24 protein-coding genes are annotated in these 25,946 nt (G+C 50.8%); 6 read left to right on the top strand and 18 right to left on the bottom strand.

Annotation, left to right across the window (positions count from 1 at the left end; translation table 11 throughout):
- Window positions 1-245 precede the first annotated feature (245 nt).
- From EDM58_RS22940 to bla, 16 genes are all read right to left on the bottom strand, one after another.
- Window positions 246-1,157 (bottom strand): helix-turn-helix transcriptional regulator, encoded by a 912-nt coding sequence (locus EDM58_RS22940; protein ID WP_122915391.1) that lies wholly within the window; start codon window positions 1,155-1,157, stop codon window positions 246-248.
- A gap of 138 nt (window positions 1,158-1,295) precedes the next feature.
- Complete coding sequence (locus EDM58_RS22935) at window positions 1,296-2,441, bottom strand: epoxide hydrolase family protein (protein WP_246000985.1); 1,146 nt, start codon at window positions 2,439-2,441, stop codon at window positions 1,296-1,298.
- A 452-nt stretch (window positions 2,442-2,893) separates the two neighbouring features.
- On the bottom strand, window positions 2,894-3,328 hold the full coding sequence (locus EDM58_RS22925; RefSeq protein WP_122915388.1) for a DUF6220 domain-containing protein: 435 nt from the start codon (window positions 3,326-3,328) through the stop codon (window positions 2,894-2,896).
- Window positions 3,329-3,342: 14 nt separating this feature from the next.
- Window positions 3,343-4,062, bottom strand: coding sequence for a VOC family protein (locus EDM58_RS22920; protein ID WP_246000989.1), 720 nt, complete (start codon window positions 4,060-4,062; stop codon window positions 3,343-3,345).
- A 41-nt stretch (window positions 4,063-4,103) separates the two neighbouring features.
- On the bottom strand, window positions 4,104-4,436 hold the full coding sequence (locus EDM58_RS26500; protein WP_342769053.1) for a sigma-70 family RNA polymerase sigma factor family protein: 333 nt from the start codon (window positions 4,434-4,436) through the stop codon (window positions 4,104-4,106).
- The gene (locus EDM58_RS26495; RefSeq protein WP_342769052.1) at window positions 4,433-4,990 is read right to left on the bottom strand and encodes a sigma-70 family RNA polymerase sigma factor; all 558 of its coding nucleotides are present in this window, start codon (window positions 4,988-4,990) and stop codon (window positions 4,433-4,435) included. Before EDM58_RS26495 ends, EDM58_RS26500 begins: the two co-directional genes overlap by 4 nt.
- 27 nt (window positions 4,991-5,017) lie before the next feature.
- Entirely contained in the window at window positions 5,018-6,292 is a 1,275-nt protein-coding gene (locus EDM58_RS22910) for a phytoene desaturase family protein (protein WP_122915386.1), read from the bottom strand.
- A 179-nt stretch (window positions 6,293-6,471) separates the two neighbouring features.
- Window positions 6,472-7,278 carry an ABC transporter permease gene (locus EDM58_RS22905; protein ID WP_342769051.1) on the bottom strand — a complete coding sequence of 269 codons (807 nt, stop codon included), beginning with the start codon at window positions 7,276-7,278 and terminating at the stop codon, window positions 6,472-6,474.
- A 3-nt stretch (window positions 7,279-7,281) separates the two neighbouring features.
- A complete protein-coding gene (locus EDM58_RS22900; protein ID WP_023556171.1) occupies window positions 7,282-8,076 on the bottom strand; it encodes an ABC transporter permease in 795 nt (264 codons plus the stop codon).
- The gene (locus tag EDM58_RS22895; RefSeq protein ID WP_122915385.1) at window positions 8,069-9,079 is read right to left on the bottom strand and encodes an ABC transporter ATP-binding protein; all 1,011 of its coding nucleotides are present in this window, start codon (window positions 9,077-9,079) and stop codon (window positions 8,069-8,071) included. The genes EDM58_RS22900 and EDM58_RS22895 overlap by 8 nt, the downstream gene beginning before the upstream one ends.
- 116 nt (window positions 9,080-9,195) lie before the next feature.
- The gene (gene blaI / locus EDM58_RS22890) at window positions 9,196-9,579 is read right to left on the bottom strand and encodes a penicillinase repressor BlaI (RefSeq protein WP_122915384.1); all 384 of its coding nucleotides are present in this window, start codon (window positions 9,577-9,579) and stop codon (window positions 9,196-9,198) included.
- A 34-nt stretch (window positions 9,580-9,613) separates the two neighbouring features.
- The gene (locus EDM58_RS26320; RefSeq protein ID WP_281275097.1) at window positions 9,614-10,477 is read right to left on the bottom strand and encodes a BlaR1 family beta-lactam sensor/signal transducer; all 864 of its coding nucleotides are present in this window, start codon (window positions 10,475-10,477) and stop codon (window positions 9,614-9,616) included.
- 9 nt (window positions 10,478-10,486) lie between these two features.
- Window positions 10,487-11,380 carry a M56 family metallopeptidase gene (locus EDM58_RS26315; RefSeq protein ID WP_246000982.1) on the bottom strand — a complete coding sequence of 298 codons (894 nt, stop codon included), beginning with the start codon at window positions 11,378-11,380 and terminating at the stop codon, window positions 10,487-10,489.
- Between the two features lie 210 nt (window positions 11,381-11,590).
- A complete protein-coding gene (locus tag EDM58_RS22880; protein WP_148039350.1) occupies window positions 11,591-13,120 on the bottom strand; it encodes a peptidoglycan D,D-transpeptidase FtsI family protein in 1,530 nt (509 codons plus the stop codon).
- Complete coding sequence (locus EDM58_RS22875) at window positions 13,089-13,592, bottom strand: NTF2-like N-terminal transpeptidase domain-containing protein (RefSeq protein WP_122915382.1); 504 nt, start codon at window positions 13,590-13,592, stop codon at window positions 13,089-13,091. Before EDM58_RS22875 ends, EDM58_RS22880 begins: the two co-directional genes overlap by 32 nt.
- A gap of 21 nt (window positions 13,593-13,613) precedes the next feature.
- Window positions 13,614-14,546 carry a class A beta-lactamase gene (bla, locus tag EDM58_RS22870; protein WP_122915381.1) on the bottom strand — a complete coding sequence of 311 codons (933 nt, stop codon included), beginning with the start codon at window positions 14,544-14,546 and terminating at the stop codon, window positions 13,614-13,616.
- 209 nt (window positions 14,547-14,755) lie between these two features.
- Between bla and EDM58_RS22865 the strand changes: the two genes are divergently transcribed.
- The 3 genes from EDM58_RS22865 to EDM58_RS22860 all read left to right on the top strand — a co-directional run bounded on the left by EDM58_RS22865 (window position 14,756) and on the right by EDM58_RS22860 (window position 21,063).
- Window positions 14,756-16,045 (top strand): glutamate-1-semialdehyde 2,1-aminomutase, encoded by a 1,290-nt coding sequence (locus EDM58_RS22865; RefSeq protein ID WP_122915380.1) that lies wholly within the window; start codon window positions 14,756-14,758, stop codon window positions 16,043-16,045.
- 94 nt (window positions 16,046-16,139) lie between these two features.
- A complete protein-coding gene (locus tag EDM58_RS25920; RefSeq protein ID WP_023556181.1) occupies window positions 16,140-16,280 on the top strand; it encodes a hypothetical protein in 141 nt (46 codons plus the stop codon).
- Window positions 16,281-16,554: 274 nt separating this feature from the next.
- The gene (locus tag EDM58_RS22860) at window positions 16,555-21,063 is read left to right on the top strand and encodes a glutamate synthase-related protein (RefSeq protein ID WP_246000980.1); all 4,509 of its coding nucleotides are present in this window, start codon (window positions 16,555-16,557) and stop codon (window positions 21,061-21,063) included.
- A gap of 103 nt (window positions 21,064-21,166) precedes the next feature.
- Here EDM58_RS22860 and EDM58_RS22855 read toward each other — a convergent pair whose 3' ends face one another.
- Complete coding sequence (locus EDM58_RS22855; RefSeq protein ID WP_122915378.1) at window positions 21,167-22,867, bottom strand: thiamine pyrophosphate-binding protein; 1,701 nt, start codon at window positions 22,865-22,867, stop codon at window positions 21,167-21,169.
- Window positions 22,868-23,005: 138 nt separating this feature from the next.
- On the opposite strand from EDM58_RS22855, the gene EDM58_RS22850 reads away from it, so the two are divergent.
- On the top strand, window positions 23,006-23,569 hold the full coding sequence (locus EDM58_RS22850; protein WP_122915377.1) for a GNAT family N-acetyltransferase: 564 nt from the start codon (window positions 23,006-23,008) through the stop codon (window positions 23,567-23,569).
- A 71-nt stretch (window positions 23,570-23,640) separates the two neighbouring features.
- Here the strand turns inward: EDM58_RS22850 and EDM58_RS22845 are convergent, their stop codons facing one another.
- Window positions 23,641-24,075, bottom strand: coding sequence for a hypothetical protein (locus EDM58_RS22845; protein WP_122915376.1), 435 nt, complete (start codon window positions 24,073-24,075; stop codon window positions 23,641-23,643).
- Window positions 24,076-24,213: 138 nt separating this feature from the next.
- Here EDM58_RS22845 and EDM58_RS22840 point away from each other — a divergent pair, with 138 nt between their 5' ends.
- Both EDM58_RS22840 and EDM58_RS22835 read left to right on the top strand, forming a co-directional pair.
- On the top strand, window positions 24,214-24,765 hold the full coding sequence (locus EDM58_RS22840) for a DUF4365 domain-containing protein (RefSeq protein WP_246000979.1): 552 nt from the start codon (window positions 24,214-24,216) through the stop codon (window positions 24,763-24,765).
- Between the two features lie 448 nt (window positions 24,766-25,213).
- Window positions 25,214-25,894 (top strand): zinc metallopeptidase, encoded by a 681-nt coding sequence (locus EDM58_RS22835; protein ID WP_122915395.1) that lies wholly within the window; start codon window positions 25,214-25,216, stop codon window positions 25,892-25,894.
- The last annotated feature ends 52 nt before the right edge of the window (window positions 25,895-25,946 follow it).

The following is a 25,946-nucleotide window of genomic DNA, read 5'->3' as shown; positions in this document are numbered from 1 at the left end:
TTGGCCGCTGAATGCGTGTTCCGCCTTTTCCATTGCGGCTTGGTCAAGATCCCAAATGCCTTCGCTTTTCTCCTCTTTTTCCTCAGCCCGCTTTTCCGTTTGGATGAAGAATAAATAGTAAGCAAATAACCGGAATATCGCGATCAACGATAGTCCGGTTCATTCATGAAATGATTCTATTAGAACCCTTCTGTATTTTTCCTTACTTTCATCTTGAGACAAGTTAATGAAATTCCCCTTATGAATCACCTGTTTTTCTTACCCAACTCCGGATACCGCCTCCGGATCTCCTCGATCGCCTCAATTACCGCTTCCTTAAGCTCTGGCGGCGATACGACGACGACTTTCGCTCCGTAGCTGAGAACGACGGACAGGGCGTAATCCTTGGTATAAAACACTGTCTCCACTTCGATGTGTTCGCCCGCATAGCGGCACTGGCCTGCAAACTGCTCGGAGACGCGCGGTTCTGCAGTCTTGTCGAAACGCAGATGGGCATGAATCCCGATGGGGTCATCTTCAGGATGTGTGGGTACAAGCTCCCTCGGCTGAAACTTCTCCCCCGACAAGTGAAGGGAAGTCATCCGTGAAACGCAGAACAAGCGAATCGCAAGGCGGGACAAGCAATATCCTTCCAGATACCAGACGCCGCGTTCCCATAACAGCCGATTCGGCTCCACTCTCCTGTCTGTCACCGTGCCGGACGCGCTTCGATAGGTGAACGCAATGACCTGTTTCTGTTGGATCGCGCGATAGACGACCCGAACGATCTCCTTTTCTTCCCGCGTCGACGAACCGAGATCCAACAGAAGGTCTTCCGAGTCATGATTGGACAGCTTCGGATGCAGGGTTTCGAGCTTATCCTTCAAGAGAGTGAATCTGTCACCGACTGCTCCCTCTACACCTCGAAGCAGCTGATAAATGGCGGAAAAATCACTGACCGTAAAGTGCTGCTTGGTCAGAAAAAAGCCATCCATAAGCTCAAACCCGCCATCTGCGCCGGTAAATGAAACGACCGGTATCCCAGCCTGGTTGATTAGCTCGATCTCCCGATAGATGGTTCGGGTGGAAACCTCAAAGCGTGCTGCCAGATCGGAAGCCCGTACGCGTTTTTTCGCCATAAGCTCCAAGGTTATCGCCAGCATGCGGTCCAGTTTCATTCTCTCACCCCACTACGAAACATTCAGACAGTCTCCCATCAGCATATCAGATGCTGTCGAATGCGTCGAAACCGCGCGTCGTGAGTCACTACGACGAAATAGGAGAGGCGCCTGAATCAGCAAATTCAATCGGCATAATCAGGTTAGACGGCTGAAAAATTGACGAACATCCTCCACGAAACGCGACGGCTGTTCCATCGCGAAAAAATGGCCCCCCTCCCATGCTTCCGTCCAGTGCGTGATATAATGCTCCCTTTCAGCTATGCGTCTGACCGACGTGTCATGACTGCAGGATACCAGCACACCGGTCGGAACTGTCCCTCGATCTTTCGGCATCCACGCCATCGGATCGTTCATGGCTTCGTAATAAATTTGTGCCGATGATCCTGCGGTTCCACTAAACCAGTACAAGCTGATATTCGTCAGCATACGGTCTCGATCAATCGCGGCTTCGGGCAAGGCTTCCTCTGGATCAGTCAGCTTCTTGAAGTGTTCAACGATCCATGCCAACTGGCCGACAGGCGAATCATGCAAGCTGTATGCGAGGGTATAAGGGCTCTTGGATTGAATTTGCAAATACCCATCATTGAAATTCTCCATCCGCTCCAAGCGCTTCTGTTCTTCCTCTGTCAAAGCTTCCCGTTCTCCTTCCTCGCCTGATGGAAAGGTAAGCAGTGCGTTCATGTGAATGCCGATCACGCGTTCCGGTGCTTGCCTCCCTATCTCCGGAGCGATGAAAGCACCGGTATCGCCGCCTTGTACGCAAAAGCGTGCATACCCCAGCCGATCCATGAGTTCAAGAAAGGCCTCGGCAATCCGAGCAGGAGTCCAGCCCGTTTCATTCAAAGGGACGGAGTAGCCAAACCCAGGAATGGATGGGATGACCAGGTGATACGCGTGATGCGGATCGCCTCCGTGAGCGCGAGGATCCGATAGCGGCCCGATGACATCTAGGAATTCCACAAACGATCCCGGCCAGCCGTGAATAAGCATCAATGGCCTGGCGTCCGGCTCGGCAGACCGGATGTGGAGAAAATGAATGTTCTGCCCGCTGATCGTTGTGATAGATTGCGGAATATTGTTTAAGTCACTCTCATGTCTGCGCCAATCGTATTCGTGCTGCCAGTACTCCTTCAATTCCTTCAGGTACGACAACGGCACGCCGCGATCCCACCCGGTATCCGGTAATACAGGAAAGCGGCTGCGGTCCAGTCGTTCCTTCAGATCTTCGAGCTCCCCCTGCGACACCTGGATGCGGAAGGGGTGAATTTGAGTGGTAATCATAGTCATTCTCCTTTCGATTGGGTATAGGAGAAAGATACCGCAGTAATTATGACAGCTTGTTTGTCATAATTAAAAAAACCCAAGAAAGAAACGCGATCTCACCTTTTCCAGGTCTGATATAATAAGCAAAACGAACCGTTTCAAAATTAGAACAGGAGTGTGTACCATATGTGGAACCTCGTCAACGACCTCTTTGGCTTCCTACGAACTACACTTGTCTTCCTGGCTACTTTTGCATTATCGAGTATCCTGTTTTTCCGCTTCTTCTATGACGGGACAAATGATCATGCAGTCTTTATCGTCCAACTGCTTGTCGTTTTCTTTTTCAACCTATTTTGGAATTTACGGAAACAAAAAAGAGCGGGGGCATGATTACCCGAAAATCAAACAAAGAGACCTCAGGAAGCTACTCCTTTGGTCTCTTTGTTTGATGATGGGGGAGATAGCAGACTTTACTCTCCTACCGAATCTGAGGGAAGCTGCTTCATGAGACTATCGCGTAAGACAAGAAAACTGTTTAAAAACAATCCCAATGCAGCTACTGGATGAATGGCGGCCCAATAACCTAGTTCTTTTGCAAAGATCACTGTTGAAAAGTTCACGATAATCAACAAGATGAGTAGGGCACATTTGATCTTCGTTTTCCTGGGAAGCCGTCCCAGAAAGGACAGGATAAGAAGGAATATGGGAATTACACCCGCCATAGAACCCAAACTGGAGTGCGTTACCCAGCGAGTTGGATCGTAGAATACGGCAAGGCCAGCCAAAAATACTTGAGCGGCAACGACAATAGCTAACACTCCAGCCAGCAGCGCAAATCCGATTCGCGCGTATCGGATGGCTGCCGGTACTGCTAATTTCGGTATCATTACTGGTTTTGCGTTCATGGACGAATCGCCTCCTAGCACTCAGTTGCCGTACCAGGAACGGTACGAATCAAGTAAGGATAACCATCGAGTTGGAACTCATTGGGCTGTTCAGCCAGTACGGTCATACGGATCGGGTGAATCTCTGGTATTTTTCTGGTTGGGTACCATCCAATCTCATGATCGCCAAGAATAAACATGCCGTGATCGTCCCCGAGCATCTGGAACGACCTGCCGTCGCCGATGAAAGGCGCCAAAGGAATCCTCGCGCTCAAGAAATCGATCGTCTCTGGCGTATTTCCCCTAAGCGGGAATCCGATCTCGCTGATGTTGAGAATGGATGAGCTTCCAAAAGTCTCGTTCGAGGGGTTTCCCAATCGATGTCTCGCGATAAATTCGACGAGGTTTCCTGCCGGATCTTCGAAATAAACGGCATGTGCATCCGTCCCATGGAAATAGGCAATATCAGCCTCAGCATGGATATTCAAGAAGTCAATCGGTTCGGCCTGCAGAACGGAACAGCCTCTATTTAGCAGCCAGTTTTTCGCATCCGCGATCTGGTTCTCAGGGATGTTCATGGCGAAGTGATAGTAGGGAACGGATTCATCTTGCTCACGGATAAATGTGAGCCTGGTAGCACCAGCCTGTACCGTGAAACCATCCTCCGATTGCTCAACCAATACAAGACCTAGTGTGTCTACATAAAATCGTTGCATCTCCGTTATGTTTATCGTTTTAAGTTCCAATTCAATCATTTTCAAGCTGATCACCCCTGACATTTGATAAAAACCGATCCTCACAGATTAGCCAAGTGCTGAAGTTTTTCCGGATTCGCTACGGTATAGATCGAACGGATTTTATGGTTCTCGGCTTCAAACGCATATACATAGGCTGGCTTACCTTCAATCATCAATACAAGGCCGGGATTTCCGTTAACTTGCGCGATCTGGTAGGAATAACTCATGTCCGTATCACGAAACCAGCGGATCAGGACTTCATAAAACTGGACTACATTGGCGATGCCAACCACGGGATATGGAACCGCCTGCGCTTTGCCGCCCCCATCCGTGTAATGGACGGCATCATTCGCCAGCAGTCGCAACAGGCTGCTCGAATCGCCATCAATCAATGCTTGTATAAACTGCTGTACCTGCGATTCCGTGACAGTTTCCACTTCAGACGATTTTGCGGGTTGCGGTGCATGCTTTTCTTCGCCCGATGGAAAATTTGCCGGCAGTTGAAGCTGCTTTTCCCGACGACATCTGCAATCTCGTCATACGAGTATTCGAATACTTCACGCAGCAGGAAGACAATCCGTTCTGTCGCGCTGAGCTGCTGCAAGAGCAGCAGATAAGCAGTCGAGAGCGATTCTTTCTGCTGGTAGATCTCGGACGGATCCAGGTCTTTATCATTTGCATAGGACACAAGTGGCTCCGGGAGCCAAGTTCCAACGTATACTTCACGCTGCTTTACAGAATGCTGAAGCAGATTCAGGCAGCGGTTTGCAACGATCTTGCATAAATACGACTTTTCATTGTGGATCTGTGTATGCGGCGGAAGCTGTTTGACTGCAACGAATGCTTCCTGCACGATATCTTCCGCATCCGAGACGCTGCCCATCATCCGGTACGCAAGCGAGAACATGATTGCCCGGTAGGTTCGATACATTCTTTCCGTTTCCATAGACACTCCTTTTCTGCGCGAATACGTTTACTGCGCAAGAATATGTTCTGCGGCCCGCTTGGCACTGGCGGCTGCTCCGTTTACCAGGTATTCTCCGTGCGTAGCCCAATCTCCCGCGACATATAGCCCTTTGATTTCCGGAACGGCGGGACCAAGGTTTTGTTTTCGCTTCAAATGCATAAAATCGTGAACGACAGTCATCCTTGGCAAGTACTGCTCCGTTACGACTTCCCGTTTCCAGCCGGGATGAATGAGATCAAGTGCTGCTTCCAGCTGTCTCCGATCTTCCCCTGCATCTCCATCCTGATTCTGAAATTTAATCATTTGAAACACTTGCACGTCACCGTCATCGCTCATATCAAGTCCATGAATACGGGAAGCATTGACCATCATGATCGGCTGGTCAATTCCATACACGAATTGACGATCGGGAACCGGCAGGCGTCGCAGTCCGATGTCCAGACAAGCGGCTGTCACCGGGATCGCTTGTTCGTCCCATGTCTTCAGCGACGTCGCATCCGAATTGGGTACGAGATTTCGTGCTATCCCAGGCGGCGTCGCCAGAATGACGTACGCTGCTTCAATTGTTTCACCGTCCGCACACAAGATATGTCGGACGCATCCGTCTTCGTGTCCGACAGCAGTCACTTTGCGCCCTGTTAGCAAGGCCACGCCCAGTCGCTGTGCTTCCTCGCAGAGGTGCTCAATCAGTGCGCCCCACCCGCGCTTTACGTAATACACGCCGGCAATCGACCGCTGCATCTGCCTGAAGAGAGGGCCTGCTTCTTGCAAATCCGGAGCCTGAACATAAGTTCCTCCCCGGGCCATGACATATAGCATGTGGCGAAGCATAGGACTTCGAACGTTCTGTTCCATCCAGGCTCGCAGACTGATCCGGGGAATTGCCTCGACATCCATCTTGAGAATACGCATAAGCAGTCCGGCAAACATGACTTTCTCTGAAATGGTAAGCATTGAGCTTTTTAGCAAGAAGCTCATGCTTGCGGGGAAAAGGTGAACCTGCTCCTTCCATATTCCGAATGGTTTAAACTCATCGACCTTTCGGAACAGGTCCGGGTTTAAACCCAGTTCCTGGAAAACCCGGCGTGCATCACCTTCATACAGTGCGTGAGAGCCTAAATTAAATCGCACTCCCTCTTTCTGATTCGTTATGGCTCTGCCGCCCATCCTTTGCTGACTTTCTAATACGGCGACACGTTTACCGCCTCTCGCCAAGTACAGGGCCGCTGTCAATCCAGCAATACCCCCGCCGACGATCACGACATCGAACGTCCTATGCATGCTGCTTCACCTCTTTTGAGTCTGTCATAAATAAGACAGGTGAAGGGGAAGGAGTGTGACAGTTTTTAGATTGGGGGATGATTTCGAAATGAGGGGACAAGCAAAAGCTGGGTGAGGAAAAGGGGCGCGGCTTCTACAACGGGACAAATGATGATACATGGAAATAAAAAAGAGCGGGATCATGACCCCGCTCCTCTATACTTGCTGACTCCGAAGTTCCAAACCAACACACCGATTGTGAAGAAAATCACACCCATGACAGGCGTCATCGCAGCGTAGCCATACCAAGTCTCCTTGCGCAAGAAATAAGCTGCCGGATAGACCCCTACGAAAGCGAAGGGCAAAATGTAGGTAAGAACAAAGCGAATCACTTTGTTGTAGACGTCGACCGGATAGCGGCCGTACTGCTGGATGTTGTAGATCATCGGCGTAATCCCTGTCCGTGAATCTGAGAAAAAGCTGATGGCCGAAATCGCCGTATACACCCCGCCGTAGATGAGCGCAGCGCTGACCGACAGCCCCACGAACAAAAACGGATCATACCAGGTAAAGCTAAGATCCAGTTGAAACGCGGCATAGCCCATGATGATCAAGCCGGAAATCACGCCGAAAATGCGGTCGGGAGCGATTGACTCCAGGCAGACCTGCGCCAGATTGTGAATCGGCCGGGTCAGGATGCGGTCCATCTCGCCGCGAATGATATAACGTTCGTTAAAGTCCCAAAAGCCGAAAAACATGGAGAACAACGCATACGGGACCAGGAAAAACCCGTAGATGAAGATGATTTCGTCACGCGTCCAGTCTTTCATCAAGGGTACATGGGAAAACACGACCACGATGAAGACCAGATTGATCAATTCCGAGATCAGATTAGACACCAGATCGCCGAGAAAATCTGCCCGATAGGCCAGACGGGTCTTGAAGTACTGACCCAGGTAGTCAGCAAAGATTCCGAAGATATGTTTGGCGTTTTGTATGCTTTGCATGTCCTACCCTCCCTGTACGACCAGCCTGTTTCGGGCTTTTTTCCACATAAACAGGATTGGCATCAAAAGTATCAGCATCCACGCCACCTGAAATCCGATCAGCTCCCAGGCTCGGCCTGTCGTAATCGCTCCCGTGAAGATCAGGCTGGGATAATAGTTGACCGCCTGGAACGGCAGAAAACCCATGGCTGTCTGCGCCCAACCGGGGAAAAAGCTGATCGGCAGCACGAGACCGGACAAGAGATCGACTACGACCCGCTTCGCCCGCATCATCCCGTCGTTGCGCAGCAAAAAGAACGTGAGCAAGCCTGTCACCAGATTGATCTGCGTGTTGATCAGGAAGGCAAACATCAAACTGATCAGATACAGTCCCCAAGCCTCCCCGCTTGACGGAAAATGAAACGGGATGACCAGGCTGATCAGGAAAATACCCGGACCCGCGAAAAAGAGAAAACGGAAAATCCCTTCCCCAAAAGCCTGTGCTGTCTTTACCGACAGATAGTTGTAGGGGCGAATCATCTCGATGGCGACCTTCCCGTCCCGCACATCCTGGGCAATCTCCATGTCGATATTGTTGAAGTAAAACGCCCGCGACATCCAGGCAATCGCCACATAGGACGTCATCTGCTCGACCGTAAGCCCGCCCAGCTGCTGCTCGCTGCCGTAGATTGCGGACCACAGGAAAAAGTAAGCCCCGATGTTGATCCCGTAAATAATGATGCCGCTGTAGTAGTTAACCCGATAAGCCAGCATGGTCAAAAACCGCATGCGGATCAATTCCATGTACAGCTTACGCATGGCTGACTACCTCTCTGTCCGTCGAATAAATGTTGCGTACGATGTCCTCGGTACTCGCCTCGAGAATTTTCACATCGCTTACTTCAAACGTAGACATGACTGTGGACAGGACAAATGGCAGCATTTCTTCGCTGTGCGCCACCTTGACGCGCAGCATGTAGTCATTGACCTGCTCGATCTCACAGGGCATCTCGCCCAATGCCTGACGAAGCTGTTCGGCACGGGTGCGCTTTTTCATCTGGAAGGAGATCTCTGTCCCGTTGCCCCATCTGTCCTTCAGATCGCTGAGCAGCCCGTCAAAAATCAGCTTGCCTTTATCCATGACCAGCACACGCTTGCAAAGTGCTTCGATATCCGTCACGTCATGCGTGGTCAAGAGAATCGTCGTATTTTCCGTTTCATTGAGATTGAGCAGAAATTCGCGAATCTTCTGCTTCACCAGAACATCCAGTCCGACCGTCGGCTCATCGAGAAACAGCAGGCGAGGCTTGTGGATCAGCGACGCCGCGATCTCACACCGCATCCGTTGGCCCAGACTGAGCTTGCGTACAGGCTGGCTGACGAAGGAGGTGATATCCAGCTCCTCGATCAACCGCTGCAGCCATTTCTCACCCTCGATTTCATCCACCTTGTAGACGCTTTTCAGCAGGCGAAACGACTCCAGCGGGGACAAGTCCCACCAAAGCTGCGAGCGCTGACCAAAGACGACTCCGATCGACCGGACGTACTCTTCCCGCTGCTTGAAAGGGACATAGCCGTTAATGCGAATATCCCCGTCACTCGGCGTCAAAATGCCCGTCAGCATCTTGATCGTCGTCGACTTGCCCGCGCCATTCTCCCCTATCAGAGCGAACATCTCACCCTCTTCGACCTGGAACGAAAGATCATCCACTGCTTTCACCGTCTTGTACTCCCGGCTGAACAAATCACGAAAAGCACCACCAAGTCCGGCTCTAGCTTGGTGGATGCGAAATTCCTTTTGCAAATGGTTAACTTCTATCATCAAATACCTTCCTTTTTTCGTCATCGTTGGATTCCAACTGTAAGTGTATACGAGGCTCACCATTTGTGCAAAACTCAATGTGCTGGAAACTGTATCAGCGATATAAGTGCCTGCTGTTATCGGGATTTCGGTTTCTTGTCCAATATCGAGCGCAATTCCTTAATATCGTCCTCAGACAATGATTCCTCCTGTATGAATTGAACCAGCATCGTCTTCAAGGCTCCGCCGTAAATCCGCTTCAAAAAGGACTCTGTTTCGGCGCGTCGGCATTCCTCCCGCGAATACAGCGGATAAAACGTATACACCCGCTGATTTTGATGAACACCGACTGCTTTTTTCTGGACCAAACGATCCAGCAGAGTGCGAATGGTTTTGGGCTTCCAATCCGTTTTCTCCTGCAGGGCGGCAATCACCTCGTTGGCGGTAATCGGAGATGTTTCCCACAGAACATTCATGACTTCCCATTCAGCTTCTGAGATATTTGGCATCATCATCGACATTTTATCCTCCTTCCGAAATGACGTGGATGCATCCTTAATAGATTCCTTTCTCCTTCAAGATAGCCAGCGTGATTTTGGCAGCCGTACTGCCATTGCTGTTATCTCCCTCTTGAATATTGGTTGCAAAGAAATACGTGTTTTCCTTGTGTTCGACATATCCGATGAACCAACCGTTTTGATTTTCGTTGTTCACTGTGCCTGTACCTGTCTTCCCGAAAAGCAGCTTGCCATCGTTCTCGCCTACTTGAATCGCATCTTTGACTGCTTGAACATGAGTTTCTTCAAATTCCCATTCATTTGTATACATGGCTTTTAACAATTGGACTTGTTCTACGGGAGAGATTTTCAAGGATGATTCCAGCCAATAAGGGGTTGTTCCACCCGTCAGCTTGGCGTTCCCGTACCCGATCTGCTTCAGATAGGCTTGCCGTTGGTCAGGAGGGATTCTGCGATCAAGCTCCTGAAAGTACCAATTCACTGAACTTTTCATTGCCGTTTTCAAATTCTGATCCATATTCCAGGATTCATACGGGTAGCGAATTCCATCCCATTTGATCGTGGAATGGTTCAGGTCAATCGCATTCGCATTCAACGCGAACAATGATAAAAAGATCTTGAACGTAGAGTCTGGTGAAACCCTTTGGATGCTTTTTTCTTTATTATAGATCTGAAATTGATCTGCCTTCATGTCGTAGAGGACAAAGCTTCCTTCATAGCCTATAAAATATTCACTGAAATCCTCGTACAGGGTTCGTTCAGCCTGAAAATGATAGCGCTGATTGTCATCAGCCAGCACGGATACGAGTGGCAGCTGACAAACAACAAGCATGCCCGCAAGCATCATAATAACCATTTGATTCCATTTGGACATCCGGGCATCTGTTGGAAAGGAGGCAATTTTTTCGATTCATTTTTTGATGTGAGCCTTGGAACCATTGAGTTGGCTGGAAAACCGGAAGTTCCTTATTCGCATCTCTCTTTCAACAAAATGAATAATGGTATTCCCGTACTCCGTCTGACTCTGCTCATCCAGACATTGCAGAACCGCATGGTCGCAGGCTATCTCCCGATCAAGCCGCATTTCTCGAACGGCGATCCAGATCAGGGGATTAAACCAGTACAATACCTGGAAAAACGCCATCAGATAGTTGATCCAATTGTCTTTATTTTTGAAGTGATACAGCTCGTGCAGGAAGATAAATTGGATTTCCTTCAGAGACAGCCATGCGTCAAGCCGCGGCGGAAGCACGACGCAAGGCTTAAACAGGCCGCACATCATGGGGGTCGCGATCCGCGGGGACTCCCCTACGTGAATCTTTCTCGATATATGCAATTTTTGTTTACACTGTTCAAATAATTGGAGAACCTCTTGATTTTTCAGCTTTCGCGTATTGTTTTGCAATCGTTTTGTCCGGTACCAAGCCATGATCATGAAAATTGTCAGCACGGCCATCCCGCCAATCCAAATACTGCCGACCAACGTATCCAGATAGGGTGGCGTAGAGTCTTGGATGGAAATAGTCAGGTCCTGAAGCCAATTGTTATTTTCGCTCATACGTGATCGGGTTTCCATAGACGGATTGACATTTTCCACGAGCTGGTTGCTGGACAAATGGTAGGGGATATCGAAATCAGCAAACTGGCGGGGTATGAAAGGAAGCAAAAGTGATATTGGTAAAAATATCCATATGCGATGCTGCCATTTTGCCGAAAGCTGTTTGCGGAACACCTTTTTGATCAGCATGATCACGGCAATCGTGAGAGAAGACACCAGCATGCTTATAAGAAATTGATGAAACATGTTATTCTTCCCCCTTCGCCTGACCTTCCTTCAAGACACATGAATTACAAATGTAATAACCAATTATAGCGACTGCATTACTGTTTGGCAACGCAACGGCACACCTGCCAAAAAGAGGAATCCCCCCTGCATCCGGACATATTTGACAACTCCAACAGTCGGATGTAGCAGGAAGAATTCCCTTTCCTTCTCGTCATGATCGAAACCATTTTATTTGCTGTAATACTCTTCCAATACGGGTCTGGCTTTTTTCACCACGTATCCGCTGCCCCCGCGTCCTTCTACACCTTCCACCATGATGGCAATCAAGAGTTTTGACTCCGCGGTATCGAAAGTGACCAACCAGCCATTTTCTTGCCCCTTTTGCTCCTTTTTGTTTTTTAGTTCTGCTGTCCCTGTTTTGCCTGCTAGTTCGATTCCTTTTATTTTTGCTCCGTAACCAGTACCACCCGGATTGTTTACGACATCTGCCAGCATGCTTTGGATGAGCTTGGCCGTGTCTGCTGAGATGACGCTGATTCCGGAAGATCCGACAGCGTCCCCTTCTTGATAGTCCAATACGGGAGGAATCAGAACCCCATCATTGAGAAATGGGGTGTATGCCAGAGCAAGATGCAAGGGGGTCATGACGACCTCGCCCTGTCCATACCCAGAGTCAGCCAGCTGGATCTCATTCTTGATGCCGTGATTGCTCAAGCTTGCTTTGGGAAAAGGGTATGTCATATTCGGATTCACGTTGCTGAGAAACTTGCCCGTTTCTTTCAAAAAAGCATCGGCGCCGATCTCCAGCGCTTCCTGGGCGAAGTAGATATTGTCCGAATAGAGAAGGGCTTCCCTCAGATTGACCTTGGGACTGTCCTTTACACGTGTTACATAATAGCTCCCCCAGCTGCTGTCTTTACTCCATCGCAAGCCTTTGATTTCTCTAGTTTTTTCAGCATAGCTGACACCAAGCTCCAGACCGGCTGCTGCTGTAATCGGTTTAAAGGCAGAGCCGGGAGAGTACAACTTGGTGAATCGATTCAGAAAGGGTTTATCGGGATTCAGATTCCATGCATCCCACTGTTCATCTGACATACCTGTGATGAATGCATTCGGATCGTATGCCGGACTGCTCACCAACGCCAGAATTTCCCCTGTCTTCGGCTGAAGCGCAACTGCTGTGCCGGCATCTTCACGAATCGCTTCGTATAACGATATTTGCAAATCCGCGTCTATTGTCAAACGAACGTCACGCCCGTTGACCGGTGCGGATTCGGCTAATATTTCCCGCGTCTTGCCCGTCGCATCAACGATTGAGATCCGCTTGCCGTCCCGCCCTCGCAGAACATCCTCATATACCTGTTCTGATCCTGCTCTGCCTATCAAGTCGCCTGGTCCGTACAGGTGGTCCGATCTGCCCGCTATTTCCTCCGCAGTTGCTTCCCGGATGTACCCGCTAAGATGGGCTGCTGCCTCACCCAAAGGATAGACACGGGCTTTTTCCTGCTTTCTCAGGACACCCGGCAAATCGCTATAGTCAATGTTCGCTTGATTTTTACCCAGGTAGGCGATGGGAACGAATAGATCATCTTTGACCCAGGAAGCCTGCAATTTTCGGTTTATCGCTTCCTGGGTAATCCCCAGCCGCTCGGCAAGAGCTGCTTTTGTTTTCTCAGCATCCTCCCCGAGCTTGCCTGGGACTATTCCGATCATTTCCACGAAGCCGTTAATCGCAATTCCCTGACCATTTGATCTCACCGCGGGACGCTTGCAAGGTTTGCACCCTTACCGTGTCGCCATCTTGCATGCCGGGAAAGATATAGGATGGAGTCAGATGTACTCTCCACTCCCCGCCTTCATCCTTTTCCAGCTGAATCTTTCCTTTTGCCTGAATCATTCCGGCAATCGTATCCATCTTGATCTCGTATGGGTAGAGCCTGGTGCTATCCGTCTTTTTGTCGTCGCTTTCCTCCGGTACGGATAAAGGAGTAATCACGATATTGCGGGCCTCTATTCCTTCATAAATTTTGCGAAAACGATTCACAAAATCCTCTTTAGTCACTTCCTTTGCGCTGGAAACCAGCAGCATATCGTACATTTCTTCGTACTGTGCCTTGCGCCAGGCATCCAGATAGCGATTCATAGTGTCTTCAGGATTACTTGACTGTCCCATACATCCTGTCAAAAGTGAGAGTAGCATGCATAGTCCGAACCAAACTGTTTTTGGCATCTATTCCTCTCCTAATGCCGACTATTTTTCCTGCTGCAGCTCGAGTGAGTCGAGCACAACCTTGGCGGCCTTGGCAATCAACGCATTATCGTAGGTTGCATCCTGCTCCGTTCGGCTGGACAACACAGCCATGACAATCGGAGCCTGATTTGGCGGCCAAATAACGGCGATATCGTTCCTCGTCCCGTAGCTTCCAGCTCCAGTCTTGTCGCCGACCGTCCAGCCTTCTGGGACGGCTGCTCGAATCAGCTCATCACCCGTCGTATTCCGTTTCAGCCAATCGATGAGAACGTCTTGCTTCTCTGCAGGGAGCACCCCATCCACGGTAAAAGCCTTGAGTGTTGTAGCCAGTGCTTTTGGCGTGCTGGTGTCACGGATATCTCCAGGGACAGCTTCGTTGAGATCGGTCTCGTATCGCTCCGGCTTTGTAATGTGATCCCCAACCTCTTGCAGTACCGTCTCCAAGCCAGCGGGACCGCCTAATTCCTTCAGCAAGAGATTCCCGGCCGTGTTATCGCTGTAGCGAATCGCAGCGTCGCTGATTTCCCGAAGGGTCATTCCTTTTTCCACATGTTTTTCGGTTACCGGGGAATAGGTGACCAGATCTTCCTTCTTGTATGTGATCACTTTATCCAGTCCGTCGAGCGGCTTTTTAAGAAGCAACGCACCTGCGGCTAAAGGCTTGAATGTAGATGTGTAGGCGAACCTCTCGTCTGGTCGATAGGAAACGGTTCGCCCTGTCTCCGTATCGATGGCGTAAATACCTAGTCGGGCGTCATACTCCTTTTCCAATTGGCCCAACTGTTGGTCTGCATCCACTTCTGAAGCCTCCTGCACCACCGTGGCTGCGGACTGGGCATTTGTATCCGGAGAACCCGAGCACCCCGCTAGCGGATACAGGGAGAGTAACAGCAATGGCATCGCTAATTTTATTTTTTGTGTAAAAATTTTCATGTTGGATAACCTCTTTCTTTGATGTTGTACTTACAGGAAACAGCTTTCGTCATCACCTTCCCATTCTATTTGATTACGTTCGTAGTACAGTATTACATGTGTAGTCAATTGATGTCAACCTCCCCCTTATCGAGACATTGACAGGGCATGACTTTTCACAGTTGTGGTAAGATAGGGTTGACTTTTGGGAACAGAAAAGAGGGAAAACGATGAAAAATCGTGAACGATCTGCACAACTGCATGAACAGGCCATGGATGTCATTCTGGGCGGCGTCAACAGCCCGTCCCGTTCCTTCAAGGCTGTCGGCGGCGGCGCTCCGGTCTCCATGGAGCGTGCACAGGGCGCTTACTTCTGGGATGTAGACGGCAATCGATACATAGACTATCTGGCGGCATACGGACCGATCATCACGGGTCACGCACATCCGCATGTGACCCAGGCCATTACCGAAGCCGCGGCGAACGGCACGCTGTACGGCACGCCTACCCCTTGGGAAATCAAGTTCGCGACGATGATCCGCGAAGCGATTCCCTCGATGGAGCGCATCCGCTTCAACAACTCAGGAACCGAGGCCGTAATGACCTGCATTCGCGTCGCTCGTGCCTATACCAATCGCGTAAAAGTCATCAAATTCGCGGGCTGCTACCACGGTCACTCTGATCTGGTTCTGGTAGCGGCGGGCTCTGGTCCGTCCACGCTGGGTATCCCGGACAGTGCCGGCATCCCGCAAAGCATCGCCAATGAAGTGATTACCGTTCCGTTCAATGATATCGACGCCTTCGCAGCAGCGATCGAAAAATGGGGCAGCGAGACAGCATGCGTCCTCGTGGAGCCTATCGTCGGCAATTTCGGGATTGTTGAGCCAAATCCCGGTTTTCTGGAGGAAGTAAACCGCCTTACCCATCAAGCCGGGGCATTGGTTGTGTACGACGAAGTCATTACCGCTTTCCGCTTCTGCTACGGCGGCGCACAAAACCTGCTTGGCGTCGAGCCGGATTTGACAGCTTTGGGAAAAATCATTGGCGGCGGTCTGCCGATCGGTGCCTACGGCGGACGCCGGGAGATCATGGAGCAGGTAGCCCCACTCGGCCCTGCTTACCAGGCCGGGACCATGGCAGGCAATCCAGCCTCGATCCGTGCGGGAATCGCTTGCCTGGAGGTTCTGGCGCAGCCTGGCGTCTACGAGGAGTTTGAACGCCTCGGAGCCATGCTGGAACAAGGCATCCGCGCCGCAGCCGAAAAACACGGCGCGCAGATTCAGCTCAACCGCGTCAAAGGCGCTATGGCTGTATACTTTACGGATCAGCCAGTCTACGACTACGACACCGCTCAAAAAGCGGACAGCGAAGTATTCGCCCGCTTCTTCCGCCTTCTGCTCGACGAAGGCATCTGCATTGCACCATCGAAGTATGAAGCATGGTTTATCACGACCGCTCATACCGAACAGGACATCGCAGACACGATTGCGGCAGTCGAACGCTGCTTTGCTGCCTTGTAGTCATCTGGAAAAGATTTCGCCGGTCGGAGAGCTGCTGTTGCGGACATACTAGGAATGTTCGTTTTCCATAATTGCGGTTCCGAGGGGGAGCTTTATGTCTAAAGGCGAAAACACCTATCCAAAAGCACCTGAAAAAACGATGGATCCCAAGATGAGTTCCAAAATGATGGAGGTCGTGGGCTTCCAGAATCCGCGAAAAACCGAACATCACAAAACACAAAATCACGACCGCTAAACCGCAAAGACGGACGTACTCACCATCTGGTAAATGGTGGGATACGTCCTCTTTTTTTATTGATTATTCAAGTGTCCTGATCGACAAAAAACATTTTATTAAAAGGGAAGCGCTTTCAGTCACAAAATTGCCGTTTCACTTTCTTGTGCAGATTCCTTGTTCGTGTTATTCTGGATTCCTACATTATTTAGAAGTTTCAGAATTCTTTTTGTAGGAGGTGGATGGTCAGCTTCGACTGACCGAAATCATGCTAAACAGAGAAAAAAAAGAAACCATGGAAACCTTTCGCAATTTCCACCATATTGAACACGATAGCTGCGGCATCATCTGTATCGTCGAAAAAAGCGGTACGCCGACGCGCCACAACCTCAACGAGACTATTCGCTCTTTGATCCAGATGGAACACCGCTCTGGTTTTATCGATGGCGAAGGTGACGGATGCGGTATCCTGACCGACATCCCGCGTGCACTCTGGGCCGACTATTTGCAAGAAGCAGGTCTGGACAGCGCCTTGAGCGTGGATCCGCGCTTTGCGGTTGCCCATTTGTTCGTCCCTCGCAACGGACACGATCCCCAGCAGGTGCAGCAGCAGATACGCACTCTTTTTGCCCAAAACGACATTGCCATCCTGCTGGAGCGTGAAAATTGTGTAGATTCGCAGGTATTGGGCAATAACGGCAAACGAGATGAGCCGATCTTCTGGCAGCTTGCCCTTTTGGCTCCAGAGGGATTGACGGATGCCGACTATGCCAGCCGCCTGTTTGAGGTTCATACGTCGATCGAATCGGCTTATCATGTCCACGTGGCTTCCTTGAGTCCGTATACAAGCGCCTACAAAGTGATGGGTGCAGCCAATATATTGCCTCTTTACTTCCGTGATTTGGCAGATGAACGCTTCCTCTCCGCAGTAACGATTGGCCACAACCGCTACTCCACCAATACCTTGTCCAACTTTTTCCGCGTTCAACCGTTTTCATTGCTCGGACACAATGGAGAGATCAATACGATCAGCAAGCTGGAGGAAGAAGCCCAGATGCTGGGCGTGCCGCTCGTCGATGGCGGGAGTGATTCGCAGAACCTGAACCGGACGATCGAAACCTTTATCCACCGTTATGGCCTCAGCCTGTTTGAAGCGATGGAAGTGGTGTTCCCGCCGATTCATCATGAAATGAAGCATCTCCCTGCACATCTGCAGGATCTCTATGTCTATCTGCGTCAGGCTTGGGGTCATTTTGCCCAGGGTCCTGCGGGTATCGTCTCCCGTCATGCTGACGAGTGCGTCTTCAGCGTCGATGCGCTCGGTCTGCGTCCGCTCTGGATGGTGGAAGGGCCGACCTCCCTCTACTTCTCTTCTGAGCAAGGCGTCATTTTGGCAAATGAAATGGCGAGTGAGCCCAAATCTCTTGCCCCGGGGGAAAAAGTAGGGGTGCGGCTGCGCAAGGGTCAGGATGTGGAAATCATCCCGCATCATCAGCTTCAACAGTTGGTTTACGAGCGTTTTGCACAGAAAATTCAGCCGGAAGGAGCCAGTCAGCATCTGCATTTCTCCTACCAGCTCGAATCTCTTGCTCCCGAGCCTGATGCGGCAGCTCCTACTTCCTCCATCTACAGTGCATTCGGCTGGGATCGCGAGCAGGTGCAATTGGTAGAACAGATGGCTTCCAACGGAGCCGAGCCAATCCGCTCACTGGGTCATGACGGACCGCTTGGCGCCCTTTCCAAAGAGCGGCAAAACCTGGCTGACTACATGAAAGAAAGCGTTGCCGTCGTAACCAATCCGGCCATCGACCGGGACCGTGAGATGGAGCATTTCTCTACTCGCGTCGTGATCGGTTCTCGCGTGCCTTTGGCCAGCCGTGACGCGAGCGGCAAGCGCATGGAGCTTCCTTCCCCGCTGCTCATGGAGGGCAAATCCTTGCAGGAAGCCGCGAAAAAGCAGGGAACGCATTCGCTGGAGCAAGTCATTCACTATTTCCACAACCATCCGCAAAGCATCGCGATTCTGTCCACGCATTTTACAGAAGAAGACGGCCTTCAGGCAGGTCTGGACAGGCTGCGCGAATCGGCTTTACACGCAGTGAAGAACGGTGCTATTCTGCTGATTTTGGATGATACGGAGACCCATCGCGAAGGAAAATACTGGTTCGACCCATTGCTTGCCATAAGCACTGTAGACCAAGGGCTGAAAGCGGCATATGACGAGCAAGGCAGCAGCCTAAGACGCAAGGCGAGCATTGTGTTGCGCAGCGGAGCCATTCGCTCCCTGCATGATCTGGCTCTCTCCATCGGCTCTGGTGCAGACGCTGTCTCCCCTTATCTGATGTTTGCGACTGCATTCGCCAAAGACGGAGAGGTATCGGCCGTCAATCTCTACTCCGCGCTGAACAAAGGGCTGGAAAAAGTGACCTCGACCATCGGCATTCACGAGCTGCGCGGCTACGGCAAGCTGTTCTCCTCGATCGGACTGCGCCAGGATGTCGCTCAATCATTGGGGATCGTCAATTTCTGCGGTTCTGCGGAAGCCGGCCTTTCCTTTCAGGATCTCGAGACGGACAGCCTGCAGCGCTATCAGGATTACAGCAGCGAGTCGGCACGCGAATCCAGAACCTTCCACATTTTCCCGCGGCTTTGGAAAGCGATCGGGCAGATGGCGGCAGGAGATATTCCGTACTCCGACTACGCGCTGAAGGTAGAGGAGAACGAGCGTGAGAATCCGATCTCGATTCGCCACGTCGCCGATTTTGCTTTTGATCAGGCGCAGAAAAAAGCCGACCCGCAGCAGGTAGACTTGAGCGTAGGCAATCACTCCCTGCCGTTCCTCATCTCCTCGATGTCGTTTGGCTCGCAGAACGAGACGGCATTCCGCGCCTATCCGGAAGCGGCAGATCAACTCAACATGATCTGCATGAACGGAGAAGGCGGAGAGATCAAGGATATGCTGGGCCGTTACCGCCATACACGCGGAATCCAGGTCGCGTCGGGACGCTTTGGAATCAATGTAGAGCTGGCCAACGCCGCCTATCTTCTGGAGATCAAGATCGGGCAAGGCGCGAAGCCGGGCGAAGGCGGTCACCTCCCAGGCTCCAAGGTAACAGCCAAAATTGCGGCTGCCCGTAATGCAACAGTCGGCTCAGACTTGATTTCGCCATCCAACAACCACGATATTTATTCGATTGAAGACTTGGCTCAGATGATTACCGAGCTCAAGACTGCGAATGATAAGGCGAAAATTTGCGTCAAGGTGCCAATCGTGCCCAATATCGGAACCATCGCAGTCGGTGTCGCCAAGGCAGGCGCTGATTACATTACGCTTTCCGGCTTTGACGGCGGTACGGGTGCCGCCCGTGTCCATGCCTTGCAGCACGTCGGTTTGCCTGCGGAGATCGGAGTGAAAGCGGCTCATAACGCCCTCCTGGAAGCAGGCTTGCGCGACAAGGTGGAGCTGTGGGCGGACGGCGGCGTGAGAAGTGCTGCTGATGTGGTGAAATTGATGCTGTTAGGAGCCAACCGAATCGGTTTCGGCACCCTGGCGATGATCGCCGTAGGTTGCACGACCTGCCGCGGCTGCCATCTGGACACCTGCCATGTAGGGATCGCCACGCAGATCGATTCGTTGGAGGAAGCGCATGAAAAAGGCTTGCGACGCTTTGTCCCCCGCCAGACGGACCTGGCTGTATCCGGCCTGAAAACCTTCTTCACCCTGTTTGGCGAAGAAGTGCGCCGCATCACGGCAGAGCTGGGCTTTACCCGCACGCAGGATCTGGTCGGACGCTCCGATCTTTTAGTGCAGACCCGTTTGCAGGAAAAAATCGATCTGACTTCCCTGCTGGCCGTACACCCTCTGTACAAGGCAGGCAGCGTCTCCACAGCGACAGAAGCAGCAGAGGAGCGTGTTCTGGTAGCCGCCGGTTCGGCAACCGCCGTAAGCGACTCCCGCTACTTCAGTCCAGATCGCCCGATCAAGCAGACCTTTACCAGCATCCTGTCGGGAGAGCGTGTACTCGGCAGCCGCTGGGCTGGGGCGCGCGTGGAAAATCACCTGGACGGCAGCTATTCCAGCTTGCCGGAGGTATCCCTAGACTTCGTGGCAGGAAGTGTCCCAGGCAATGGGCTGGCAGCCTATAACGTCGCAGGCGTCAATATCCGCGTCGAAGGCGGAGCGCAGGATGGCGTCGGCAAAACCAGCTTCGGCGGTCGGGTCTCCATCCTGAAAGCGAAAGGCGCAAACGGAACCTACGTCAACGGGTCCGTCGGGAAAAGCTTCTGCTACGGTGCGCAAAAAGGCTTGTTCATCGTACAGGGAAATGCCGATTCCCGCGCCTGCATCCGTCTCTCCGGCGCCGATGTGGTATTCGGCGGCGAAATCACCCAGCCGATTCGTGACGAGCTCGGCGGCATCGGAGCTCGCGCCAACCTGAAAGGCTTTGCCTTCGAGTACATGACCAATGGCCGGGCTGTCGTGCTAGGTGATCCAGGCCCGTGGATTTGCGCAGGGATGACTGGCGGAGTGGTCTACGTCAAGCTGAACCCGGAAATGGGCTTTGATAAGGCTGCTTTGGAGCGCCGCATCGCAAAAGGCGCAAAGGTATTCCTCTACCAGCTGGATGAGCAGGGTCAAAACGATGTGGCAGAACTGCTCGGCGCTTACAAGGAAGAGCTCCTCGCCACAGAACAGTACGAGACTGCACGCCGCGTCCAGCAATGGATTGACGATGCTGCGTCCCACTTCATCATGATCACGCCGAAGAAAGAACAGGCTGATCCGTCTGTGTCGACTGAGTAAGAACAGGATAAAAGAAAACAGCGGTGGACTAGGACGTGAAAAGTGTCCTGGACTGCCGCTGTTTTTGCTTGCTCTCTCCTGGAATCAAGGGTTTTACCGATTCCTAGGAGTTGAATGTGTCCATGCCTTTAAGAATTTTGGTGTGAGGCAAAATGGGAGCCGTGCACATGATTTCCACCACCGAGGTTGTTCGCGAAGACAGTGCGTCGCGAATGCTTTGTTCCAGTTCTTCAGGCTTGCTCACCCGAACGGATTGTGCCCCACACGCTTTCGCCAGAGCCGCATAATCCGGATTGGGAATTTGGGAACCAAGCGTGTGTAATCCTTCTACCATCATTCTGTTTTTTTCCATCGCATAGGACTGGTTATTCATGATGATCAATGTGAGCGGCAGATTATAGGCAACTGCGGTGATCAGCTCGATGATGGAGTATGCCACTCCTCCATCACCAGCCACGCTTACCACCTGTCGGTCCGGCATAGCCAGCTGGCATGCGATTCCCGCTGGCAAGCCAAAGCCAAGTGTCCGCCACGTCCCTGAGATGATCAGCTTCTGGTGCTTATATTGAAAAATCCGTTCAAACCAGACAGTGTGGTCCCCTACATCAATGGAGATGATCGCATCAGCGGCGACACATTTCTGCACGATAGAGACAGCGTAAGCCGGAGATAAGGCGTCAGTCGGGGACACCACTTGCGACTCTTGCTGGATCCTTTTGTTCCACTCCACTTTTTTCTCCGCGATCTCCGCCAGATACTGCTCGTTTCGCTTTTGCTGCACGATCGGGATAAGCTGAGATAAAGCCGTTGTCATCTCTCCGACCACAGGCGCTGCTACCGGACAGCTAGAACCGATATTTTCGGCCTTAGCGTCGATTTGAACCATTTGAATCGTCTGTGGCACATAATCCGCAGGCCACCAGGTTGCCCCGAGTACAATGCAAAGATCTGCCTTTTCCAATAGCTCCCGCGATATTTCCGTACCCGCATGGCCAAGACCACCCACAAACAGCGAATGATCATTGGGAACAAAGCTTTTCGCCGGCATGGTTGCCATCAGCGGCGCCTGTATCTTCTCCGCAAATTGAATGGCGTAGTACTGCGCTTTTTCGATGCCGCGCCCTGCTAAAATCACCGGACGTTTCGCCTTGTCTATCAGTTGGGCCGCCTTTTGTATTTGTTCAGGGCTGGGCATGGGTGGCCCGGCTTTTACCGGCAAAGGAAAGAAGCCTCCTGATACCGGAAGCTGCCAAATCTCCTTTGGTATGGACAGATGGGCTACACCGCCTTTATTCAGCGCTGTCTTCACTGCTTTGTTCAGCAGCTTTGGAAAACCATGACTATCGGCAACCAATGAACTGAAACCAGCAAGCGGTTGAATGAAAAGCTGCTGATCAATATCCTGCACGCCGCCCAAACCTATTTCTGTACTTTGCACTTGTCCGCTAATCACCAGTACAGGTACGCGATCCGCCCAGGCATCAGCCAATCCATTGATGATCGAGGCCAAGCCGGGGCCGCTCGTGCAGGTGCAGACCGCCAGCTTCCCGGTCAGCTTCGCTTCTGCGGACGCCATCAGCGCTGCGTTCGTCTCATGACGGCATGCGATATATGTAATCTTTTGCTGTTTTCCCAATTCATCGAGCAAGTAAAGATTTGCATCTCCAATCACACCGTACACCCGCTCCACTCCCCAGAGTGTAAGCTGCTGTACGAAATGCTGGGCGACATTCCTTGTCATGGCATCGTGCCAATCCTCGCTTGTTTTCGCTTCTTTTTGCGCTACCGCGTGCATTTTCACCATTCCTTTCCTCGCTTACTATAAGGAATGGCAATAGATTTTATACTCGAAGTCAAATACCTTTCTTTGTTGATTATCATGTAGAAAAGGCATCTCCATATATTCATATAAAGTCGCATAGATTCAAAAGGAGGACAGAAGATGGTCCTGAGATTTGAAACAGATCGATTATTGATTCGACTCTTCGAACAATCCGATGCCAAAGTGGTTCAAGTGTTAGCTGGGGACGAAAAAGTAGCACGGACAACCCTCTCCATTCCGCATCCTTACCCCGATGGAGCGGCAGAGAAATGGATTGAGAGCACTCATCTATCCGTCGAAAAAGGAGACAGCTATACTTTTGCTTTAGTAAAAAAAGAGGATCAAGAGTTAATTGGATGTATGCTCCTGGATGTTACAAAAAATCATCTGCGTGCCGAGCTGGGCTATTGGCTGGGTCATCCGTTTTGGGGACAAGGCTTTGCCACAGAAGCTGCCAAGAGAATGGTTGCATTTGGATTTGAAGATTTGGGACTAAACCGCATTTTCGCAGCGGCGATGACCAAAAACCCAGGTTCTAGCAAGGTGATGAAGAAAATTGGGATGAAACACGAGGGCACTTTTCCCCAGCATGTATGGAAGTGGGGAAGCTTTGAGGATATAGAGCTTTATGGAATGGTCAAATCTGATTATGGTAAAGCTTTGCAAGCTTGCGGGGATGAATAGGTTATAAAAAGTGGCAGCTTCGAATGGATGTTCCATGTTCCCAAACTGCTACTTGTTATTGCATCCTCCTTCTATGTGGTCATGTCAAGTGCTATCAGATAGATCAAGGGAATGGCCGCAAGCAAAATCTGGATTGATCTGCGGATTACCAGAGTGTGGACAAAGAAAAACACAAAAGTATTTACGAGACAAGTAATTGCTACGAAAATCGCCAAATCCGGAAACCGGAGAAGTCCTGAAATGACGACCCCTGCAGTAATCGTAGCAGCCAGTAAGCAGCCGAAAAATCTATGCAGGTTGCGCGAGAATCGGAATGCATCCACCAGACAGGTTAAAAGCGCTCCGAAAATCATAAACGGCAACGCGTACGTGGTCATGATCATGCCCAATCCATAGTAAATCTTTTTCATATCAGTTTCCGCATGTGCAATCCATTTGAACAAAGCGAAGCAAATCATGGTCACAAAAAAGGAGACTCCTACCGCTGCTAATTTTTTCAGAATCATGAATGCCTCCTGTTGATCCGACTTGATAGCTACCTTTCAGCCCCACTTTTTTAGATTACCAGTTATTTGCAGTGAATACGATTATGCTTTGCCGTCTTTTAGTCGAGAAATATGACTGACTAAGGAAGTTAGTCACGGATGATGGTACAATATTGCGAAAGCTATCGGCATCACAGTAAAAAATTTCTAACATCAACGAAAAAGGTGATACGAATGCCAAATATGAATTGGGCTGTGCTTAACTCATTGCAACTCGGTAAATACGCTGAATATTTCGCCAAGATGGAATTCGCCTCTTATGGACTTGAGGTATTTTCATCGGAGGTCGATGACCGGGGAATTGATTTCATTGTAAAAGATACAAAAGGACGTTTCTCTGAAATCCAAGTCAAATCCTTACGGGGATCTGGTTACGTTTTTGCCCAAAAGAGTAAATTCAATATTAGCAACCCCAACCTGTACATGGCTCTACTGATTTTCAAAGAGGGGCAATTGCCAGAAATCTTCTTAATCCCTTCCCAAGCGTGGGAAGTCCCTAACGAGGTTTTTGTAGACCGAAATTATGACAAGCCCGGACAAACAAGCAAACCCGAATACGGAATTAACATCTCAATGAAAAACTATGACATCCTAAAGACCTTCAAATTTGAAGTAACCATTCAAGACTTTTTATCTTCTTCTGTGAACTAAGGTATAGAACAAAAACTTCCCGGACGCCCACCAAAAAGCTGGCCGAGGAAAAAAGGAAGAAAAGCGAAGGTATTTGGGATCTTGACCCAGCCGCAATGGAAAAGGCGGAACACGCTACCAGCGGCCAACCCTGAATCACTCCCTGGAATCGGCTGCTTTTGGCCGCGGTTCCGCCTTTGGAATGGAGGCGGCCAGGATTGACCTACAGAGAAGATCCCACCTCACCTGAGCGTTCTTCCTTTTTTCCTCCCCTCCACGATAGCTGGTGGACCACCAACCCCAAAAAGGTTTTTTACATATAAGCCACCGTTTATATTGTCAAAGTTGGTCAGGGATTGTACAATAAAAGATGAAACTGGTATGCTGTTTTTTCGTAAACTTGATTAGGAACACCATCTATATCGATGCATTCAAGAAGTTGACATACACGAAGGAGTGATTTTGCGTGATCCTGTTTCACCCGATGGACTTTCTGATCTTTATCGCTTTTGGTCTGTCTTTATGGGCCCAGTTCCGCGTTAAAGGTACCTTTAACAAATTTGCGGAAGTCCCTGCTTCCTCCGGCATGACCGGTGTTGAAGCCGCCCGCCGCATGCTGGATGCCAACGGACTGACCAATGTCGCCGTCGAGCACATCCCTGGCACACTGACGGACCACTACGATCCGACGTCACGTGTAGTGCGCCTGTCTGATCCGGTCTACTTCGGCAATTCGATCGCAGCACTCTCTGTCGCTTGCCACGAGGTCGGCCACGCCATCCAGCACAAGGTATCCTATCCAATGCTGGTCGCGCGTCACAAGATGTTCCCTGTAGTCAACCTGGTGTCTGGCTCTGCGCCTCTGCTCTTGCTGGCCGGATTCTTCTTTAAAATGTCGGGACTGCTGCTCCTGGGGATCATCTTCTTCTCCGCTGCAGTCGCTTTCCAACTGGTAACCTTGCCAGTCGAGTTTAACGCCAGCAGCCGTGCGAAACAGCAGATGGTCAAAATGGGCTTCATCCGCAATACGGAGGAAGGCGGCGCAAGCAGGGTACTCGGTGCCGCAGCGCTCACTTACGTAGCCGCAGCCCTGATCTCCGTCCTCGAACTGGTGAAGTACATCATGATCTTCCGCAGTTCAGACGAATAATCGATAGAATGACGAACAAGGTACAGATTCCTCCTGCTGGGGGACTGTACCT

The sequence above is a fragment of the Brevibacillus panacihumi genome (genome assembly GCF_003710985.1).
GTDB classification, from domain to species: Bacteria; Bacillota; Bacilli; order Brevibacillales; family Brevibacillaceae; genus Brevibacillus; species Brevibacillus panacihumi.
Note: the sequence above shows the minus strand (reverse complement) of the source record. Positions and strands in the feature narration are given on the sequence as shown.